This is a genomic window from Pseudomonas sp. HOU2 (genome assembly GCF_040729435.1).
Taxonomy (GTDB): Bacteria; Pseudomonadota; Gammaproteobacteria; order Pseudomonadales; family Pseudomonadaceae; genus Aquipseudomonas.
The window spans coordinates 3,734,341-3,754,959 of sequence record NZ_CP160398.1; the positions used below are offsets into that span (position 1 = coordinate 3,734,341).

Consider the following 20,619-nt stretch of genomic DNA (forward strand, 5'->3'; position numbering starts at 1 on the left):
ACCATGACCGCGCCTTGGCAGCCGTTGCTCGATTGGTGGTTCGGACACGCCGAATCACCGGATGAGATATCGGCTGACAAGGGCAAGTTGTGGTTCGGCAAGCGTGACAGCCAAGACCTCGAAGCGCGTGAGCGTTTCGGGGTCTTTGTCGATCAGGCCCTCGCTGGCGAATTGACCGATTGGACGCAACGTCCGGAAGGTTGGCTGGCCGTGGTGCTGCTGCTCGATCAACTGCCGCGCATGATCTTTCGCGATACACCCAAAGCATTCTCTGGCGATCTTCGTGCGCAGAAACTTGTCGCGCAGGGCATTGCCGCGGACTTCGATCGGCAACTGAAGCCGATTCAGCGGGTATTCATTTATCTGGTGTTCGAACACTGCGAAAACCTCGCGGTGCAGAACGAAGCCGTTTCGCGCTTTATCGATCTGCTGGCTGAGCAGCCGGAAAGCGAGCGGGCGGTGTTTGCCGACAATCTGGACTATGCCGAGCGGCATCGGAAAGTGATTGCGCGGTTTGGACGGTTTCCGCATCGCAATGCGGTGTTGGGGAGGGAGTCGACAGCTGAGGAGTTGGCGTTTTTGAAAGAGCCGGGTTCGCGTTTTTAGGACGATTCTCGGCAACCTCAACAACCAGCCCTCACCCTAACCCTCTCCCGGAGGGAGAGGGGACTGACCGAGGTGGTCTGTCGCTATACATCGACCTGAAGCATCCAGTCGAACTCAGGTTTGAAAAGCTTGAAGATCTACTCCCTTCCCCCCTCGCCCCCTTGGGGGAGAGGGCTGGGGTGAGGGGTGGCTCTTGATCTTAGATCCGGAAGCTACCCACCAGTTGCTTCAAGCGCGCCGCCTGCTGCTCCAGATCCGAACAAGCGCGCAAGGTCGCCTGCAGGTTCTCCACACCTTCCTGGTTCAGCGTGTTGATCTCGTTGATGTCGACGTTGATCGACTCGACCACCGCGGTCTGCTCCTCGGTCGCGGTAGCCACCGACTGGTTCATCCCGTCGATCTCGCCGATGCGCTGGGTCACGCTGCCCAGACGTTCGCCGGCCTGGTTGGCGATGCCGACGCTGCTTTCGCTCTCGCGCTGGCTCTCGGTCATGATGCTCACGGCCTGACGCGCGCCGACTTGCAGTTCTTCGATCATCTTTTGCACTTGCTGCGCCGAGTCCTGGGTGCGGTGGGCGAGGTTGCGCACTTCGTCAGCGACCACGGCGAAACCACGGCCAGCCTCACCGGCGCGGGCGGCTTCGATCGCAGCGTTGAGCGCCAGCAAATTGGTCTGCTGCGAGATGCTGGTGATCACTTCCAGAATCTGCCCGATGTTCACCGTGTTGCTGTTGAGGGTTTCGATGTTGCCGCAGGAGTCGCTGATCTTTGCCGACAGCTGCTGCATGGCGTGGATGGTTTTATCCACAACCTGCTGACCATCGACCGCCAGGCTGCGCGCATCGCTGGAGTGCTGCGAGGCGAGGGCGGCGTTCTGGGCGATTTCCTGGGCGGCGGCGCCGAGCTGGTTGATCGCGGCGGCCACGCTGTTGGTGCGGCTGGCCTGCTGGTCGGAGTTGTACATCGACGAGTTCGACGCCGCGACCACGCGCAGGGCGACTTCGTTGACCTGGCCGGTGGCCGAGGACACTTCACGGATCGAGGTGTGAATACGCTCGACGAAGCGGTTGAACGACAGGCCCAGTGCGCCGAACTCATCGTGGCCGTGGATCACCAGACGTTTGGTCAGGTCGCCTTCACCTTCGGCGATGTCATGCATGGCGCGGCCCATGGTCAGCAGCGGTTGCATCAGCACGCGAATCAACATGCCGAGCAGGGCGATGATGATCACCACCGCGATCACCATGGCGATCAGCGCCGAGGTGCGGAACTCGCTGAGCATCGAGAACGCTGTGTCTTTGTCCAGCACCAGCGCCACGTACCAGTCAGCCGAAGGCACGCCGTTGACGCGGGTGAAGGAGATCAGCTGAGTCTTGCCGTCGAACTCGACTTCTTTCAGGCCCGGACTGACTTTCGGTGCGCCGTTCGGGTAGGCCTCGGCGAGGGTTTTGAGCACCAGTTTGCTGTCCGGGTGAATCAGGATCTTGCCGTCGGCGCTGACAATGAACGCATGGCCGTGGCCGCCAAAGTTGAGCGAGTTGATGATCGCGCTGACGCTGGTCAGATCGATGTCGGCACCGGCCACACCGATCATCTGGCCCTGGCGCTGCACCGGGGTGGCGACGGTGATCACCAGTTTGCCCGACGATGCGGCGATGTAGGGTTCGGTGACGATGGTCTGCTGGGCGCTGTTGGCGGCCTTGTACCAGCCACGGGCGCGCGGGTCGTAGTCCGGCGCGCGGTTGCCGGCGGGCACCGAGAACATCACGCCGTCAGCGCCGCCGAAGTAGCTGAGCTGGAAATTACCGGTGTAGGCGGGCAGGTCGATGATGCGTTTCAGGCTGGCCGGGGCGCTGCCGTCGGCGGCGACCTGTTGCGACAACGATTGCAGCAACTGGATACGGCTTTCCAGCCAGGTCTGGATGTTGCTGGTGGTCAGGCTGCCCAGTTCCTGCATCGACGCTTCGGTGCTGCTGCTCAGGGCTTCGCGCTGTCGATAGTCGTTGAACAAAATGAAACAGGCGAACGCAACGGCCACCACGAGGGCGGCAGCCAACAAGATCTTGTGGCTGAATTTCATGTTTCTGGTCATCGAATGAACTACCGCGAAGGGGCTGGTCGAGAAAGGGCGGCAATTTGCCACACTTGGGGGCTTTGCGCTGCTCTTATTTCGACCGCCGCGCGCCAAAGATTAGGCGTCTTTCGGGAAATGCGACGAAATGCTCAAAGGCCCTGCAAAGTGTCTGATTTAAAGGTAAAAGCCAGACGAGCGGGCAAATAAATAGCCCTCGTTGCACGGAACCAGATGAGGGTTTTCTCTTCTAAGCTTCTGGTTGGCACCATGCCATCCCCCCTCGTTCCAGGAGTTACTTCATGTCGCTGCGATCTATCGCCCTTCTGACTTTTTGCGTGCTGCTGACCGCGTGCAGCAAGGTCAATCAGGAAAACTATTCCAAGCTTTCGGCCGGCATGGCCAAGGCCGAAGTGGAGACGCTGCTCGGCAAACCCACCGACTGCTCGGGCGCGCTCGGCATGTCCAGTTGCACCTGGGGCGACCAGAAAAGCTTTATCAGCGTGCAGTACGCCGGTGACAAAGTGTTGATGTTTTCCGGCCAAGGCCTGAAGTAAACCGGGGCCAAGCGCCCACGGGAGAAAAATAATGAAGCGGTTATTGTTTGTTCTTTTTGCCGGCCTGGTACTGGCTGGCTGTGCCACGCATGGTGAAGATCCGCTGGCGCCCAAGACAGTCCACAGCGTCAACCTCAAGCGGTATCAGGGCACCTGGTACGAACTGGCGCGCCTACCGATGTACTTCCAGCGCAACTGCGCGCAGTCCGAAGCGCATTACTCGCTCAAGTCCGATGGTAACGTCGATGTGCTCAATCGCTGCCTGACTGCGGACTGGCAGTGGGAAGAGGTCAAGGGCACGGCTTATCCACAGGTGCCGGGCAAGACCGACAAGTTGTGGGTCGAGTTCGATACCTGGTTCTCGCGCTTGATTCCGGGTGTGGCGAAAGGCGAATACTGGGTGTTGTACGTCAGCGACGACTACAAGACCGCCATCGTCGGCGACCCGAGCCGCAAGTACATGTGGTTGCTGTCGCGCACGCCGACGGTCAATGGCGTAGTGCGCGAGGAGTTGCTGAGCAAGGCGCGTCAGCAGGGTTACGATACTACCCGGTTGATCTGGCGGGCGTCGGATCGGCAGATGGCGAAGACTTCGAATTAACAGCGAAAAGATCGCAGCCTTCGGCAGCTCCTACAGGAACCCTCACATTTCCATGTAGGAGCTGCCGCAGGCTGCGATCTTTTGCTTTTCTTAGCCCAGCAGGTCGCGCAGAACCTGGGTGAACGCCCGAGCGCTTTGCTCTTCGCCCGCATGCCGCCCATCGCGCACCACCCACTGGCCGTTGACCAGCACATCGCGCACCTGACGATCGCCACCGGCGAACAACCAGCGATTCAGAATCCCGTCGCCACTGGCGGTGGCCAGATACGGATCATTGCCATCGAGCACAATCCAGTCCGCCCGCTTGCCGACTTCCAGCGCACCAATCGGCTGTCCCAAAGCCTGGGCGCCGCCGTCCAGCGCTGCGTCATACAATGTGCGCCCGACCATCGGCTGATCCGCGCCATACAAACGGTTACGCCGCTGATCACGCAGACGCTGGCCGTATTCCAGCCAACGCAATTCCTCGACCACACTGAGCGACACATGGCTGTCGGAGCCGATGCCCATGCGCCCGCCCTGAGCGAGGAAATCCACCGCCGGGAAAATCCCGTCGCCCAGATTCGCTTCAGTGGTGAGGCACAGCCCGGCGATGGCGCGACTCTTGGCCATCAGCGTGACTTCTTCCGGGTTGGCGTGGGTCGCGTGGACCAGGCACCAGCGCTGATCGACCTCAATGTTTTCGTAGAGCCATTGCAACGGGCGGCGACCGCTCCAGCTCAGGCAGTCATCGACTTCCTTCTGCTGTTCGGCGATGTGAATGTGCACCGGGCACTGCTTGTCGCTGGCGGCCAGTACTTCGCTGATTTGCTGTGGAGTGACCGCGCGCAACGAGTGGAAGCACAGACCCAGCGATTGCGCTTTTTGCTGAGCCAATAATGGCTGCAAGCGCGATTGCAGGTTCAGGTAATTTTCGGTGCTGTTGATGAAGCGACGCTGACCGTCGTTCGGCGTCTGGCCGCCGAAACCCGAGTGGCTGTAGAGCACCGGCAGCAGGGTCAGACCGATGCCGCTTTCGCTGGCGGCCTGACTGATGCGCAGCGCCAGCTCGGCCGGATCGGCATAAGGCTGGCCGCTGCTGTCGTGGTGCACATAGTGGAATTCAGCGACCGAGGTGTAACCGGCCTTGAGCATCTCGATGTACAGCTGGCGGGCGATAACGCCGAGTTGCTCGGGGCTGATTTTTCCGACGAGCCGATACATCAGGTCGCGCCAGGTCCAGAAACTGTCATTGGGATTGCCGGCTACTTCGGCCAGCCCGGCCATCGCACGCTGGAAGGCGTGGGAGTGCAGATTGGGCATGCCCGGCAGCAGCGGACCGCTCAGCCGTTCGGCGCCGTCTGCGGTGGAATCGGCCAGGATTTGGGTCAGCACGCCATCGGCGCTGACCTCAAGACGTACATTGTTGGCCCATCCGTTAGGCAGCAGCGCGCGTTCGGCAAAGAAAGCGGACATGGTTCAGCACCCCATCGTGTGTTATTTGTATATACATATACAGACGTTTGCCTGCCCGGTAAACTCCGGCAAGCTAGCAACCTTCATCCAATGAACAGGGATCAACCGTGCCGACTCCGCCTCCAGTCTCCCCGTTGGCCGCGAACATGGGCGACAGTCCGGCGCCCTTGTACGCCCGCGTCAAGCAGATGATCACCCAGCAGATCGACAGCGGTAACTGGCCGCCGCACTACCGCGTGCCGTCGGAAAGCGAACTGGTCAGCCAGCTCGGTTTCAGCCGCATGACCATCAACCGTGCCTTGCGCGAGATGACTGCCGACGGCTTGCTGGTGCGCATGCAAGGCGTCGGTACGTTCGTCGCCGAACCGAAAAGCCAGTCCGCGCTGTTCGAAGTGCACAACATCGCTGACGAAATCGCCTCCCGTGGCCATCGCCACACCTGCCAGGTGATCACCCTCGAAGAAGAGGCTGCCGGCTCCGAGCGCGCGCTGGCGCTGGACATGCGCGAAGGGCAGAAGGTCTTCCACTCGCTGATCGTGCATTACGAAAACGACATTCCGGTGCAAATCGAAGACCGCTTCGTCAACGCGCTGGTCGCCCCGGAATACCTCAAGCAGGACTTCACCCTGCAGACGCCTTACGCCTATCTCAACCAGGTTGCGCCACTGACCGAAGGCGAGCACGTGGTCGAAGCGATCCTCGCCGAGCCGTCCGAGTGCAAGTTGCTGCAGATCGAAAAAGGCGAGCCGTGCCTGCTGATCCGTCGCCGCACTTGGTCGGGGCGTCAGCCGGTGACCGCCGCACGTTTGATTCACCCAGGTTCCCGTCATCGTCTGGAAGGACGCTTTCATAAATGAGTCAGGTAAAGGTTTTACGCGCTGAAGGCTACCCGCGCATGCCGTGGAAAAACGGCGGCGGCAGCACCGAGGAAATCACCCGTGACGCCGGTGCAGGTCTGGATGGTTTTGGCTGGCGCCTGTCGATTGCCGACATTGCCGAGTCCGGTGGTTTCTCGACCTTTGCCGGTTACCAGCGGGTGATCACGGTACTGCAGGGCGACGGCATGACCCTGTGCGTCGACGGCGACGACACCCGGCCGCTGTTACCGCTGGACCCGTTTGCCTTCAGCGGTGAGAGTCAGGTGTCCTGCACCTTGCTCGGCGGCGCGATCCGCGATTTCAACCTGATCTACGCGCCGCAGCGTTACAGCGCGCGGCTGCAGTGGCTGGATGGCGAGCAGCGGTTCTTCAGCTCGGCATCGACGGTGCTGGTGTTCAGTGTCAGTAAGCTGCTTGAGGCGACAGTCGCTGACAGCGTCGCGCAACTGGGGCGCCATGATTGCCTGCAACTGGACGGTAACAGCGGTCTGGTTGAAGTGGCGGTGAATGCCGCGTGCTGCGTGATCGAGCTGACAGCGCGCTGATCCTTCTGCTCATATAAAACACATTGTGGCGAGGGAGCTTGCTCCCGCTGGGCTGCGAAGCGGCCCCATTTCGGTAAATGCCGGAATGGGAGCCCTTCGGTCTCCAGCGGGAGCAAGCTCCCTCGCCACAATTGCATGTCAATTCCTGTTTCCCTCGGCGCACCAACTTGTTACCGAACGCCCCAGCGTGGCGCAAAACCACGGGTTCGTAACGATCCTCCGCTACCTCAATTCCTCCCCGCAAAAATTTTTATCCACGCTGCAACCCTTGTCTCAGGCGCTCTGCAGCCCTGTCCGCCATTTTTCCTGAACGCGCCTCCAACAAGTTGGCCGCTTGATTGCATATGCTTGTATGTACAAGTAAAGACGTATGCGTATAAGTCCGCAGCGTCCACTGATTCGCTTGTGCGCATTGAGGCGCACAGGCTGCTTGCCCACTGCCAGGGTTGGTTTGAATTGATCGCTGAGGAGTCTTTTTCGTGACTGACAATAAGCCTACAACTGCCGTTTATACAAAGAGACGTGACGTCGAGATCCGCGCTGCCCGCGGCAACAAGCTGACCGCCAAGAGCTGGCTGACCGAAGCGCCGCTGCGCATGCTGATGAACAACCTCGATCCGGAAGTGGCCGAGAACCCGAAAGAGCTGGTGGTCTACGGTGGCATCGGTCGCGCTGCGCGTAACTGGGAGTGCTACGACAAGATCGTCGAGAGCCTGACCAATCTGAACGACGACGAGACCCTGCTGGTGCAATCCGGCAAGCCGGTCGGCGTGTTCAAGACTCACAGCAACGCTCCGCGCGTACTGATCGCCAACTCCAACCTGGTGCCGCACTGGGCGAGCTGGGAACACTTCAACGAACTCGACGCCAAAGGCCTGGCCATGTACGGCCAGATGACCGCCGGCAGCTGGATCTACATCGGCAGCCAGGGCATCGTTCAGGGCACCTACGAAACTTTCGTCGAAGCCGGTCGCCAGCACTACAACGACAACCTCAAAGGCAAGTGGGTGCTCACCGCAGGTCTGGGGGGCATGGGCGGTGCTCAGCCACTGGCCGCTACCCTGGCCGGTGCCTGCTCGTTGAACATCGAATGCCAGCAGGTGAGCATCGATTTCCGCCTGAAAAGCCGTTATGTCGACGAGCAGGCCAAAGACCTCGACGACGCCCTGGCGCGCATCGCCAAATACACCGCCGAAGGCAAAGCGATCTCCATCGCCCTGCTGGGCAACGCGGCAGAAATCCTCCCGGAACTGGTCAAGCGTGGCGTGCGCCCGGACATGGTCACCGACCAGACCAGCGCCCACGACCCACTGAACGGCTACCTGCCGGCGGGCTGGACCTGGGACGAGTACCGCGCCCGCGCCAAGACCGAGCCGGCTGCCGTGATCAAAGCCGCCAAGCAATCGATGGCGGTCCACGTCAAAGCGATGCTGGCGTTCCAGAAGCAAGGCATCCCGACCTTCGACTACGGCAACAACATCCGTCAGATGGCGCAGGAAGAAGGCGTGGAAAACGCATTCGACTTCCCAGGCTTTGTACCTGCCTACATCCGCCCACTGTTCTGCCGTGGCATCGGCCCGTTCCGCTGGGCTGCGCTGTCCGGTGACCCGCAGGACATCTACAAGACCGACGCCAAAGTCAAAGAACTGATCCCGGACGACGCGCACCTGCACAACTGGCTGGACATGGCCCGCGAGCGCATCAGCTTCCAGGGTCTGCCAGCGCGTATCTGCTGGGTCGGCCTGGGCCAGCGCGCCAAGCTCGGTCTGGCGTTCAACGAAATGGTCCGTAGCGGCGAGCTGTCGGCACCGATCGTGATCGGTCGCGACCACCTCGACTCCGGCTCGGTCGCCAGCCCGAACCGCGAAACCGAATCGATGCAGGACGGTTCCGACGCCGTGTCCGACTGGCCACTGCTCAACGCTCTGCTGAACACCGCGAGCGGTGCGACCTGGGTCTCGCTGCACCACGGTGGTGGCGTGGGCATGGGCTTCTCCCAGCACTCGGGCATGGTGATTGTCTGCGACGGTACTGACGAAGCGGCCGAGCGTATTGCGCGCGTGCTGCACAACGACCCGGCGACCGGTGTCATGCGTCACGCCGATGCCGGTTACCAGATCGCTATCGATTGCGCGAAGGAGCAGGGCCTGAACCTGCCGATGATTACCGGCGGCAAGTAACACAGATTCCTGTGGGAGCTGGCTTGCCAGCGATAGCGGTGGCACTGCCGGAATTGATGTTGAAGGTGCCGACGTCATCGCTGGCAAGCCAGCTCCCACAAGGGTTCGAGTAGGCTCGAGAGAACAATTAAAACAATCCACAGAGGTTGAATCATGGCTGTAACCCCCGATCGTGCAGGCAACAAACCGTTGATCGAAAGGCGTTCGATCGACTACATCCCGGAAGCGGAAAGACACGGTCGTCTGTTCAGCCAGTTCACCCTCTGGATGGGTGCGAATCTGCAAATCACTGCGATTGTCACCGGGGCGCTGGCCGTGGTGCTGGGCGGTGATGTGTTCTGGTCGTTGATCGGTCTGTTGATCGGTCAACTGCTGGGCGGCGGGGTGATGGCGCTGCATGCGGCGCAAGGGCCGAAACTGGGCCTGCCGCAGATGATTTCCAGCCGCGTGCAATTCGGCGTCTACGGCGCGGCGATCCCGATCGTGCTGGTGTGCCTGATGTACCTGGGCTTCACCGCCACCGGTACGGTGCTTTCCGGCCAGGCGCTGGGCCAGTTGTTTGGCGTCAGCGACACCGTCGGCATCCTGCTGTTCGCCAGTGTCATCGTGGTGGTCACCGTGCTCGGTTATCGGGTGATCCACTGGATCGGCCGGGTTGCCAGTGTGATCGGCGTGATTGCCTTCGTGTATCTGTTCAGCCGTTTGCTGAGCCAGGTGGATGTTGGCGCGCTGTTGCAGATCCGTCACTTCAGCTGGAGCAGTTTCCTGCTGGCGGTGTCGCTCGCGGCGTCCTGGCAGATCGCGTTCGGCCCTTATGTGGCGGACTATTCGCGTTACCTGCCGAGCAAGGTTTCCTCGGTGAAAACCTTCTTTGCCGCTGGCGCAGGTTCGGTCATCGGCGCGCAGGTGGCGATGGTCCTCGGCGTGTTCGCGGCAGCTTCGGCCAACGGCCAGTTTGCCGGTCACGAAGTGGCCTACATCGTTGGTCTGGGCGGCACCGGTGCCACCGCCGCGCTGCTGTACTTCAGCATCGCCTTCGGCAAAGTGACCATCTCGACGCTGAACTCGTATGGCAGCTTCATGTGCATCGCCACCATCATCAGCGGCTTCCGTGGGCATCTGACGGTCTCGCGCCTGCAACGGCTGGTGTTCGTGCTGGTGATCGTCGGCGCGGCCACCCTGATCGCCTTGCTCGGTCAGCACTCGTTCCTCGGTGCGTTCAAGTCGTTCATCCTGTTCCTGCTGGCGTTCTTCACGCCATGGAGCGCGATCAACCTGGTCGACTACTACTGCATCACCCGCGAGCGCTACGACGTGCCGGCGCTGGCCGATCCGAACGGTCGCTACGGGCGCTGGAACCTGCTCGGGATCAGCGTCTATGTGTTCGGCGTGCTGGTGCAACTGCCGTTCATCTCCACCAAGTTCTACACCGGCCCGCTGGTGGCTGCCCTCGGTGATGTGGATATCTCCTGGATCATCGGTCTGGTGCTGCCTGCCGCGCTGTATTACCTGTGCGCAAAAAAATGGCACGGCTCGGTGCCTGATCAACTGATTCTGCCGGTCGAGCAGAACAGCGTTGTACCACCTGAAAAAAGTGGGGCCGGGCGCGCTGCGGCGCAGGCCTGATTGGACGTGGACAGGGCTGGATGCCTCTTGACTGCCGTAAGCCAATTCATGATTAGGAGCGTCGCAACAATGAAATCGAACAAGACCCTGCTCACCACACTGTTGTCCATGGGCCTGCTGGCCAGTGCCGGTGCCACTCAGGCAGCCGGTTGGTGCGAGTCCGGTAAACCGGTGAAATTCGCCGGTCTGAACTGGGAAAGCGGCATGCTGCTGACCGACGTGCTGCAAGTGGTGCTGGAAAAAGGTTACGACTGCAAGACCGACAGCCTGCCGGGCAACTCCATCACCATGGAGAACGCCTTGAGCAGCAACGACATTCAAGTGTTCGCCGAAGAGTGGGTTGGCCGCAGCGAGGTCTGGAACAAGGCCGAGAAGGCCGGCAAGGTCGTCGGTGTCGGCGCCCCGATCGTCGGCGCTATCGAAGGCTGGTACGTGCCGCGCTACGTGATCGAAGGCGACGCCAAACGCAAGATCGAGGCAAAAGCCCCGGAGCTGAAAAACATCGCCGACCTGGGCAAGTACGCGGCTGTTTTCAAAGACGCCGAAGAACCGTCCAAGGGCCGTTTCTACAACTGCCCGGCGGGCTGGACCTGCGAGCTGGACAACAGCGAAATGCTCAAGAGCTACGGCCTGGAAAACACCTACACCAACTTCCGCCCGGGCACCGGCCCGGCCCTAGATGCGGCGGTGCTGTCGAGCTACAAGCGTGGCGAGCCGATCCTGTTCTATTACTGGTCGCCAACCCCGCTGATGGGCCAGATCGACGCGGTCAAGCTGGAAGAAAAACCGGGCGTCGACAAGAGCGTGAGCATCAAGGTCGGCCTGTCGAAAACTTTCCACGAACAGGCGCCAGAGCTGGTGGCCGTGCTGGAAAAGGTCAACCTGCCGATCGACCTGCTGAACCAGAACCTGGGACGCATGGCGAAGGAACGTATCGAGTCGCCAAAACTGGCGAAAATCTTCCTCAAGGAACATCCTGAGGTCTGGCACGCGTGGGTCAGTGACGACGCAGCCAAGAAAATCGACGCGGCGCTGTAGGTCGATACCTCCCGGTCAACCGTGAGGCTGGCCGGGAGATATGCCGTAAATCGCTTGATTGAGATTTCTGATTGAGAGCCGCTTATGTTTCCCGAAAGCTTTACCTTTTCCATCGCCGACTGGGTCAACGGTTGGGTCGATTCGCTGGTCACCAACTACGGTGATGTGTTCCGCCACATCTCGGACACCCTGCTGTGGGCCATCGTCAACCTTGAAGGCCTGCTGCGTGCGGCGCCGTGGTGGTTGATGCTGGCGATCGTCGGCGTCGTCGCCTGGCACGCCACGCGTAAAGTGCTGACCACCGCGGTCATCGTTGGTCTGCTGTTCCTGGTGGGCGCTGTCGGCCTGTGGGACAAACTCATGCAGACCCTGGCGCTGATGATGGTCGCGACGATCATTTCGGTGCTGATCGGCATTCCGCTGGGGATTCTCTCGGCGCGCAGCAATCGCCTGCGTTCGGTGCTGATGCCGCTGCTCGACATCATGCAGACCATGCCCAGCTTCGTGTATCTGATCCCGGTGCTGATGCTGTTCGGTCTGGGCAAGGTCCCGGCGATTTTCGCCACGGTGATCTACGCCGCGCCGCCGCTGATCCGCCTGACCGATCTGGGCATCCGCCAGGTTGACGGCGAAGTGATGGAAGCGATCAACGCCTTCGGTGCCAACCGCTGGCAGCAACTGTTCGGCGTACAACTGCCGCTGGCCCTGCCGAGCATCATGGCCGGGATCAACCAGACCACCATGATGGCCCTGTCGATGGTGGTGATCGCCTCGATGATCGGCGCCCGTGGCCTGGGTGAAGACGTGCTGGTGGGGATTCAGACCCTCAACGTCGGACGCGGCCTCGAAGCCGGTCTGGCGATCGTGATTCTCGCAGTGGTCATCGACCGCATTACTCAGGCGTACGGTCGGCCACGGCATGAGGTGAGCAAATGAACAACGCAACCGTGAGCAAGATCGAAGTCAAAAACGTCTTCAAGATTTTCGGCAACCGCGCCAAGGACGCACTGGCGATGGTCGGCCAGGGCAAGACCAAGGATCAGGTGCTGAACGAAACCGGTTGCGTGGTCGGGGTCAACGACCTGTCGCTGAGCATCGGCACCGGTGAGATCTTCGTGATCATGGGCCTTTCCGGCTCCGGCAAATCGACCCTGGTGCGCCACTTCAATCGCCTGATTGACCCCACCAGCGGCGCGATCCTGGTCGACGGCGTGGACATCCTGCAATACGACATGGAAGCACTGCGCGAATTTCGCCGGCACAAGATCAGCATGGTGTTCCAGAGCTTCGGCCTGCTGCCGCACAAGACCGTGATCGAGAACGTCGCCTACGGTCTGAAAGTGCGCGGCGAAAGCAAACAGTTGTGCGCCGAACGTGCGCTGCACTGGATCAACACCGTGGGCCTCAAAGGCTACGAAAACAAATACCCGCACCAGCTCTCTGGCGGCATGCGTCAGCGCGTGGGCCTGGCCCGCGCCTTGGCGGCCGACACCGACATCATCCTGATGGACGAAGCGTTCAGTGCGCTCGACCCGTTGATCCGCGCCGAGATGCAGGACCAGTTGCTGGAGCTGCAAAAGACCCTGCACAAGACCATCGTCTTCATCACCCACGACCTCGACGAGGCCGTGCGCATCGGCAACCGCATCGCGATCCTCAAGGATGGGCGCCTGATTCAGGTCGGCACGCCAAGAGAGATCCTGCATTCGCCGGCGGATGAGTATGTTGACCGGTTCGTGCAGCGGCGGGCGGCGGTGGTTTAGTGGACTAAGGGCGAGACTGCTTTTGTGGCGAGGGAGCTTGCTCCCGCTCGAGCGCGCAGCGGTCGCAAAAATTTTGGGCCTGCTTCGCAGTCCAGCGGGAGCAAGCTCCCTCGCCACAGGTTGGTGTATCAACAGAATTGGCATGAGGTTTTAGATGTCCCAGGCTGAAAAAATCATCATTACCGGCAACCCCCTGCGTTGGCAGGACGTGGTTGCCGTCGCCCGTCACGGCGCAAAACTTGAGCTGTCGAGCGAGACCTGGGCGCGCATCGAAAACGCTCAGGGCATCGTTCAGCGTATCGTCGAAAGCGGCGAGCGTGCCTATGGCGTCAACACCGGTCTGGGCGGTTTGTCCAACGTCTCGCTGAAGGACGAGCAACTCAGCCAGCTCTCGCGCAACACTTTGCTCAGCCACGCCTGTGGCGTTGGTCCGGTGCTGCCCGATGAGCAGACCCGCGCGATCATCTGCGCGGCGATTCACAACTACAGCCACGGCAAATCCGGCATTCATCGCCGCGTGGTCGAAGCGCTGCTGGCGCTGCTCAATCGTGGCATCACCCCACAGGTTCCATCGCAAGGTTCGGTGGGTTATCTGACGCACATGGCACACATCGGCATCGCGCTGATTGGTGTGGGCAATGTCAGCTATCGTGGGCAGATCACCACGGCGCAACAGGCGCTGGCCGAAGAAGGACTGCAACCGGTGCAGCTCGGCGCGAAGGACGGTTTGTGTCTGGTCAACGGTACGCCGTGCATGACCGGCCTCAGCTGCCTGGCGGTTGCCGACGCGACACGCCTGGTGCAATGGGCTGACGTGATCGGCGCCATGAGTTTCGAAGCCCAGCGTGGGCAGATTGCCGCGTTCGACGCCGAGATCATCGCGCTCAAGCCGCACCCGGGCATGCAACAGGTCGGGAGCAATCTGCGCGCCTTGCTCGATGGCAGTGAAGTGATCGCGACCAGCAAAGGCATTCGCACTCAGGATGCGTTGAGCATCCGCTCGATTCCGCAGGTGCACGGCGCGGCGCGCGATCAACTGGACCATGCGATCAAACAGGTGGAAGCCGAGCTCAACGGCTGCACCGATAACCCGTTGCTGTTGGGCACGCCGGAGAATTTCCGGGTGATGTCGCAAGCCAACCCGCACGGCCAGTCGGTGGCGATGGCGGCGGATCTGCTGGCGATTGCCATGGCTGAAATAGGCTCGATTGCCGAGCGCCGCCTCGATCGTCTGGTCAACCCGCACGTCAGCGGTCTGCCGGCGTTTCTGGTGGCCAACCCGGGGGTGAACTCCGGGATGATGATCGTGCAATACGTCGCCGCTTCGCTGTGTGCCGAGAACCGCCAATTGGCGCAACCGGCAGTGCTCGACAACTACGTCACCTCGGGCCTGCAGGAAGACCATCTGAGCATGGGCACCAGCGCCGCGCTGAAGCTGCATCGCGCTCTGGAAAACTGCACGCAGATTCTCGCCATCGAGTACCTGCTGGCGGCACAGGCCTTCGAATTCCTCAAGGAACAAAGCTTTGGCGCGGGCACTGACCGGGCGTGGCGTCTGCTGCGGGAAACTGTCCCGGCCTACGATCAGGATCGCTGGCTGGCGCCGGATATCGCCGCCGCCGCCAGCGTTCTGAAAGCCCCGAATTCGCTGCACAACGTATTACCGAATCTGCACTGACAATTACCTATACCAGCGTGCCAAGGCGCGGATCGTCCACAAGACGAGAAACGACGGATAACGGAATGCTCCGGAGCGACTGGTAGTTAATAACAATGTTCAAAAGGAGCATTTTAATGACTGCGCTGAACCTGATTCCCGGCCAACTGAGCCTGGCCCAACTGCGTGACGTTTATCAGCAACCGGTCAAGCTGACCCTCGACCACAGCGCTGCGGCGCAGATCGAAGCCAGTGTCGCCTGCGTCGAGCAGATCCTCGCCGAGAATCGCACCGCCTACGGCATCAACACCGGTTTCGGCCTGCTGGCCTCGACCCGGATCGCCAGCGAAGACCTGGAAAATCTCCAGCGTTCACTGGTGCTGTCGCACGCCGCCGGCGTCGGCCAGCCGATCAGCGACGAGCTGGTGCGCCTGATCATGGTGCTCAAGGTCAACAGCCTCAGCCGTGGTTTTTCCGGGATCCGCCGCGTGGTGATCGATGCGCTGATCGCGCTGATCAACGCCGAGGTGTATCCGCACATTCCGCTCAAAGGTTCGGTGGGCGCTTCTGGCGATCTGGCACCGCTGGCGCACATGTCGCTGGTGCTGCTGGGTGAAGGCAAGGCGCGCTACAAGGGTGAATGGATGGAGGCGACCGAAGCGCTGAAAGTCGCCGGTCTGACCCCGCTGACCCTGGCGGCGAAAGAAGGTCTGGCGCTGCTCAACGGCACTCAGGTGTCCACTGCATTCGCCCTGCGCGGTCTGTTTGAAGGTGAAGACCTGTTTGCCGGTGCACTGACCGTTGGCGGGCTGACGGTGGAAGCGGTACTCGGTTCGCGCTCGCCGTTTGACGCGCGCATTCACGCCGCCCGTGGTCAGAAAGGCCAGATCGATGCAGCCATGGCTTACCGCGATCTGCTCGGCGAGCGCAGCGAAGTGTCCGATTCGCACCAGAACTGCGAAAAGGTTCAGGACCCGTACTCCTTGCGTTGCCAGCCGCAAGTCATGGGCGCCTGCCTGACCCAGTTCCGTCAGGCCGCTGAAGTGCTGGTGGTCGAAGCCAACGCCGTCTCCGACAACCCGTTGGTGTTCGCCGCTGAAGGCGATGTGATTTCCGGCGGTAACTTCCACGCCGAACCGGTGGCCATGGCCGCCGACAACATGGCCCTGGCCATCGCTGAAATCGGCTCGCTGAGCGAACGCCGTATCTCGCTGATGATGGACAAGCACATGTCGCAACTGCCGCCATTCCTGGTGGCCAATGGCGGTGTGAACTCCGGCTTCATGATCGCTCAGGTGACCGCCGCAGCATTGGCCAGCGAGAACAAAGCGCTGTCCCATCCGCATTCGGTCGACAGCCTGCCGACCTCGGCCAACCAGGAAGACCACGTGTCGATGGCCCCGGCCGCTGGCAAGCGCCTGTGGGAAATGGCCGAGAACACCCGCGGCATTCTCGCGGTGGAATGGCTGGCGGCGGTGCAGGGGCTGGATCTGCGCAACGGTCTGAAGACCTCGGCCAAGCTGGAACAGGCGCGGGCGATTCTGCGCCGCGAAGTGCCGTTCTATGAGAAGGACCGCTTCTTTGCGCCGGACATCAATGCGGCGACCGAGTTGTTGGCTTCGCGGTGTTTGACTGAGCTGGTTCCGGCGAAATTGCTGCCTAGTTTGTAAGTGTTTTTCAGGGGGAGTTTTGTTGTTGCTGAAATCGATCCCCCTCACCCCAGCCCTCTCCCCCAAGGGGGAGAAGGGGAAGGGAGCCGATCTTCATTGTTTTCAGAGCCGGAGTTCGGCTCAAGATTCTCAGGTCGATGTATCTCGACAGAACAACCCGGTCAGTCCCCTCTCCCTCCGGGAGAGGGCTAGGGTGAGGGGCTTTTGAAGGCTCCCCACCAAACCAATTCCAACGGAGGCCAACAGTGAAAACCCTCTGGCAACACTGCCACGTCGCAACCATGGCGCAGGGCGTGTACTCGATCATCGAGGATGCGGCCATCGTGACGTCCGGTGCGCACATCGAGTGGATCGGTCCGCGCAATCTGCTGCCGTCCGGTGAATACCCGGCGGTCAACGATCTGCAAGGCGCGTGGGTGACCCCGGGCCTGATCGACTGCCACACCCACACGGTGTTCGGCGGCAACCGCAGCGGCGAATTCGAAAAGCGTCTGCAAGGCGTCAGCTATGCTGAGATCGCGGCGCAGGGCGGCGGCATCGCCAGCACCGTGCGCGCCACCCGTGAAGCGACTGAAGACGAGCTGTTCGCCAGCGCCGCCAAGCGCCTGAAAAGCCTGATGCGCGACGGCGTGACCACGGTCGAGATGAAGTCTGGCTACGGTCTCGATCTGGCCAGCGAACGCAAGATCCTGCGGGTCATTCGTCGCCTGGAAAAAGAGCTGCCGATCAGCGTGCGCAGCACCTGTCTGGCCGCCCACGCGCTGCCGCCGGAGTACAAGGATCGCGCTGACGACTACATCGAGCACATCTGCGCTGAGATGCTTCCGTCGCTTGCCGCCGAAGGGCTGGTCGACGCGGTGGATGCGTTCTGCGAGTACCTGGCGTTCTCGCCGGAGCAAGTCGAGCGGGTGTTCATCACCGCACAAAAACTTGGTCTGCCGGTAAAGCTGCACGCCGAGCAATTGTCATCGCTGCACGGCTCCAGTCTGGCCGCGCGGTATCACGCGTTGTCCGCCGATCACCTGGAGTTCATGGATGAAGACGACGCCATCGCCATGGCCAAGTCCGACACCGTCGCCGTGCTGCTGCCGGGGGCGTTCTACTTTCTGCGCGAAACCCAGTTACCGCCGATGGACGCCTTGCGCAAGCACAAGGTCAAGATCGCCATCGCCAGTGACCTCAACCCCGGCACCTCACCGGCGCTGTCGTTGCGCCTGATGCTGAACATGGCCTGCACCTGCTTCCGCATGACCCCGGAAGAAGCCCTGGCCGGTGCGACCATCCACGCTGCGCAAGCGCTGGGCATGGCCGACACCCATGGCTCGCTGGAAGTCGGCAAGGTCGCGGATTTCGTCGCCTGGCACATCGATCGTCCGGCGGACCTGGCCTATTGGCTCGGGGGTGATCTGGACAAACGCGTCGTGCGTCACGGCGTCGAATCAAGTCTGTAGGAGAGCGGTTGTGGATAAGGTTCTGAGTTTCAAACAAGGTCGCGTGCCTCTACTGATCAGCATGCCGCATGCCGGTGTGCGCCTGACGCCTGTGGTCGAGGCCGGGCTGATACCGGACGCGAAAAGCCTGCCGGACACCGACTGGCACATTCCGCAGCTCTATGATTTTGCCGAAGAGCTGGGCGCCAGCACCCTGGCGGCCGAGTACTCGCGGTTTGTCATCGACCTCAACCGTCCGTCCGATGACAAGCCGTTGTATGCCGGCGCCACCACCGGGCTGTACCCGGCGACGCTGTTCGATGGCATTCCGCTGTTCCGCGAAGGGCTGGAGCCCACCAAAGCAGAGCGCGCTACTTATCTGGAACAGATCTGGACGCCGTACCACCGCACCCTGCAGCAAGAGCTGGCACGGCTGAAGGCTGAATTCGGTTATGCGCTGCTGTTCGATGCGCATTCGATCCGTTCGATCATCCCGCACCTGTTCGACGGCAAACTGCCGGACTTCAACCTCGGCACCTTCAACGGCGCCAGTTGCGATCCACAGCTGGCGACGCAGCTCGAAGCGATCTGCGCGCGGCATGGCAATTACAGTCACGTGCTCAACGGACGCTTCAAGGGCGGCCACATTACCCGCCACTACGGCAACCCGGCCGAGAAGATCCACGCCGTGCAACTGGAACTGGGCCAGTGCACCTACATGGAAGAATTCGAACCGTTCCGCTACCGCGCCGATCTGGCCGAGCCGACGCGGGTGGTGCTCAAGGAGTTGCTGCAGGGCTTCTTGAACTGGGGCAAATCCCGCCATACCACCTGACTCGCAGAGAAAATTGTGGCGAGGGAGCTTGCTCCCGTTCGGCGGCGCAGCCGTCGCAAACCGGCAATCCGGATTCAACCGGGAACACTCGGTTGACTGTTTTGGGGCTGCTCCGCAGCCCAGCGGGAGCAAGCTCCCTCGCCACAGATTTTGATTCATGGCCTCAGGCATGCTCATTGACGTAAATCGGGTTTATGATGCCGAACGGCAGAATAATAGAAGTCCCCCCAGGGATGACCTCGACCCCTTACGGAGCGCGCAATGCAGACATTGTTTCCGCAGATCAAACCCCACGCCCGGCACGATCTGGCTGTCGATGACAGCCACACGCTGTACGTCGACGAAAGTGGTTCGCCGGAAGGCTTGCCAGTGGTGTTCATCCACGGCGGCCCGGGTGCCGGTTGCGACGCGCAGAGCCGTCGCTATTTCGATCCGAACCTGTATCGCATTGTCACCTTCGACCAGCGCGGCTGCGGACGCTCCACCCCGCACGCCAGCCTGGAAAACAACACCACCTGGGATCTGGTCGCCGACCTCGAGCGTATCCGCAAGCACCTGGGCATCGACAAATGGGTGCTGTTCGGCGGTTCCTGGGGTTCGACCCTGGCGCTGGCCTACGCGCAAACCCACCCGGAGCGCGTACACGGTCTGATCCTGCGCGGCATCTTTCTCTGCCGCCCGCAGGAAATCGAGTGGTTCTATCAGGCCGGTGCCAGCCGTCTGTTCCCCGATTACTGGCAGGATTACATCGCGCCGATCCCGCTGGACGAGCGCGACGATCTGCTCAGCGCTTTCCACAAGCGCCTCGTCGGCAACGACCAGATCGCGCAGATGCATGCGGCCAAGGCCTGGTCGACCTGGGAGGGGCGCACTGCGACCCTGCGCCCGAACCCGCTGGTGGTCGACCGTTTCTCCGAGCCGCAGCGCGCCTTGTCGATTGCGCGGATCGAGTGCCACTACTTCACCAACAACGCGTTCCTTGAGCCGAATCAGCTGATTCGCGACATGGGCAAGATCGCCCACCTGCCGGGGGTGATCATTCACGGTCGCTACGACGTGATCTGCCCGCTGGACAACGCCTGGGAACTGCATCAGGCCTGGCCGAACAGCGAGCTGCAGGTGATTCGCGACGCCGGTCACGCCGCGTCCGAGCCGGGCATCACCGACGCGCTGGTACGCGCCGCGAGCAAAATGGCTCGCCGCCTGCTTGACCTGCCGCCCGAAGAAGCATGAAGGGCCTGTTACAGCGCGTGCGCGGTGCACGGGTCGAAGTGGCGGGCGAGATCGTCGGCGCGGTGGATCAAGGATTGCTGGTACTGGTGGCGGTCGAACCCGACGATACCCGTACCAGCGCCGACAAACTTCTGCATAAGCTGCTTAACTATCGGGTATTCAGTGACGCCGAGGGCAAGATGAATCTGTCCTTGGCGGATGTAGGTGGCGGGTTGCTGCTGGTCTCTCAGTTCACCCTGGCTGCTGACACCAAGAGCGGGTTGCGCCCGAGTTTCTCGACCGCAGCCCCTCCTGCATTGGGCGAGGAATTGTTCGACTATCTATTGGGCAAAGCGAAACAGATGCATGGCACTGTGGCATCAGGTAGATTCGGCGCGGATATGCAGGTGCACCTGGTCAACGATGGCCCGGTCACCTTCCTGTTACAGACATGAAAGCGCTTGAAACATCTTTTCAAGGGCTTTTCGACTGAAA

General features: G+C 61.3%; 18 protein-coding genes. 16 read left to right on the plus strand and 2 right to left on the minus strand.

Annotated elements, in window-relative coordinates; all coding sequences use genetic code 11:
* Window positions 1-3 precede the first annotated feature (3 nt).
* Complete coding sequence (locus ABV589_RS16935; protein ID WP_367082632.1) at window positions 4-606, plus strand: DUF924 family protein; 603 nt, start codon at window positions 4-6, stop codon at window positions 604-606.
* Window positions 607-805: 199 nt separating this feature from the next.
* Here ABV589_RS16935 and ABV589_RS16940 read toward each other — a convergent pair whose 3' ends face one another.
* Entirely contained in the window at window positions 806-2,698 is a 1,893-nt protein-coding gene (locus tag ABV589_RS16940) for a methyl-accepting chemotaxis protein (RefSeq protein WP_202369891.1), read from the minus strand.
* A gap of 281 nt (window positions 2,699-2,979) precedes the next feature.
* Here ABV589_RS16940 and ABV589_RS16945 point away from each other — a divergent pair, with 281 nt between their 5' ends.
* Together ABV589_RS16945 and ABV589_RS16950 are read left to right on the plus strand one after the other, a co-directional pair.
* A complete protein-coding gene (locus tag ABV589_RS16945; protein WP_367082634.1) occupies window positions 2,980-3,234 on the plus strand; it encodes a hypothetical protein in 255 nt (84 codons plus the stop codon).
* Window positions 3,235-3,265: 31 nt separating this feature from the next.
* A complete protein-coding gene (locus ABV589_RS16950; protein ID WP_367082635.1) occupies window positions 3,266-3,835 on the plus strand; it encodes a lipocalin family protein in 570 nt (189 codons plus the stop codon).
* A gap of 90 nt (window positions 3,836-3,925) precedes the next feature.
* On the opposite strand, the gene ABV589_RS16955 is transcribed toward ABV589_RS16950, so the two are convergent.
* Window positions 3,926-5,290, minus strand: coding sequence for a formimidoylglutamate deiminase (locus ABV589_RS16955; protein ID WP_367082636.1), 1,365 nt, complete (start codon window positions 5,288-5,290; stop codon window positions 3,926-3,928).
* 146 nt (window positions 5,291-5,436) lie between these two features.
* On the opposite strand from ABV589_RS16955, the gene hutC reads away from it, so the two are divergent.
* The 13 genes from hutC (at window position 5,437) to dtd (ending at window position 20,579) form a co-directional block, all read left to right on the plus strand.
* Window positions 5,437-6,147 (plus strand): histidine utilization repressor, encoded by a 711-nt coding sequence (gene hutC, locus ABV589_RS16960; protein ID WP_162803449.1) that lies wholly within the window; start codon window positions 5,437-5,439, stop codon window positions 6,145-6,147.
* Entirely contained in the window at window positions 6,144-6,713 is a 570-nt protein-coding gene (locus ABV589_RS16965; protein WP_367082638.1) for a HutD family protein, read from the plus strand. Before hutC ends, ABV589_RS16965 begins: the two co-directional genes overlap by 4 nt.
* Window positions 6,714-7,192: 479 nt before the next feature.
* The gene (gene hutU / locus ABV589_RS16970; RefSeq protein ID WP_367082639.1) at window positions 7,193-8,893 is read left to right on the plus strand and encodes a urocanate hydratase; all 1,701 of its coding nucleotides are present in this window, start codon (window positions 7,193-7,195) and stop codon (window positions 8,891-8,893) included.
* A 153-nt stretch (window positions 8,894-9,046) separates the two neighbouring features.
* Window positions 9,047-10,519 carry a cytosine permease gene (locus tag ABV589_RS16975; protein ID WP_367082641.1) on the plus strand — a complete coding sequence of 491 codons (1,473 nt, stop codon included), beginning with the start codon at window positions 9,047-9,049 and terminating at the stop codon, window positions 10,517-10,519.
* 69 nt (window positions 10,520-10,588) lie between these two features.
* Window positions 10,589-11,557 carry an ABC transporter substrate-binding protein gene (locus ABV589_RS16980; protein ID WP_027611283.1) on the plus strand — a complete coding sequence of 323 codons (969 nt, stop codon included), beginning with the start codon at window positions 10,589-10,591 and terminating at the stop codon, window positions 11,555-11,557.
* 84 nt (window positions 11,558-11,641) lie between these two features.
* Window positions 11,642-12,493, plus strand: coding sequence for a proline/glycine betaine ABC transporter permease (locus ABV589_RS16985; RefSeq protein ID WP_027611284.1), 852 nt, complete (start codon window positions 11,642-11,644; stop codon window positions 12,491-12,493).
* Window positions 12,490-13,320 carry a glycine betaine/L-proline ABC transporter ATP-binding protein gene (locus ABV589_RS16990; RefSeq protein WP_047601084.1) on the plus strand — a complete coding sequence of 277 codons (831 nt, stop codon included), beginning with the start codon at window positions 12,490-12,492 and terminating at the stop codon, window positions 13,318-13,320. The genes ABV589_RS16985 and ABV589_RS16990 overlap by 4 nt, the downstream gene beginning before the upstream one ends.
* A gap of 154 nt (window positions 13,321-13,474) precedes the next feature.
* Window positions 13,475-14,998, plus strand: coding sequence for a histidine ammonia-lyase (gene hutH / locus ABV589_RS16995; RefSeq protein WP_367082643.1), 1,524 nt, complete (start codon window positions 13,475-13,477; stop codon window positions 14,996-14,998).
* 116 nt (window positions 14,999-15,114) lie between these two features.
* Window positions 15,115-16,647 (plus strand): histidine ammonia-lyase, encoded by a 1,533-nt coding sequence (gene hutH / locus ABV589_RS17000; RefSeq protein WP_367082644.1) that lies wholly within the window; start codon window positions 15,115-15,117, stop codon window positions 16,645-16,647.
* Window positions 16,648-16,892: 245 nt separating this feature from the next.
* Window positions 16,893-18,098: an imidazolonepropionase gene (gene hutI / locus ABV589_RS17005; protein ID WP_367082646.1), complete on the plus strand. Its 1,206-nt coding sequence runs from the start codon at window positions 16,893-16,895 to the stop codon at window positions 18,096-18,098.
* A gap of 10 nt (window positions 18,099-18,108) precedes the next feature.
* On the plus strand, window positions 18,109-18,912 hold the full coding sequence (hutG, locus tag ABV589_RS17010) for an N-formylglutamate deformylase (RefSeq protein WP_367082648.1): 804 nt from the start codon (window positions 18,109-18,111) through the stop codon (window positions 18,910-18,912).
* Between the two features lie 261 nt (window positions 18,913-19,173).
* Window positions 19,174-20,145 carry a prolyl aminopeptidase gene (gene pip / locus ABV589_RS17015; protein ID WP_367082649.1) on the plus strand — a complete coding sequence of 324 codons (972 nt, stop codon included), beginning with the start codon at window positions 19,174-19,176 and terminating at the stop codon, window positions 20,143-20,145.
* Window positions 20,142-20,579: a D-aminoacyl-tRNA deacylase gene (dtd, locus tag ABV589_RS17020; protein WP_108590854.1), complete on the plus strand. Its 438-nt coding sequence runs from the start codon at window positions 20,142-20,144 to the stop codon at window positions 20,577-20,579. The genes pip and dtd overlap by 4 nt, the downstream gene beginning before the upstream one ends.
* Window positions 20,580-20,619 lie beyond the last annotated feature (40 nt).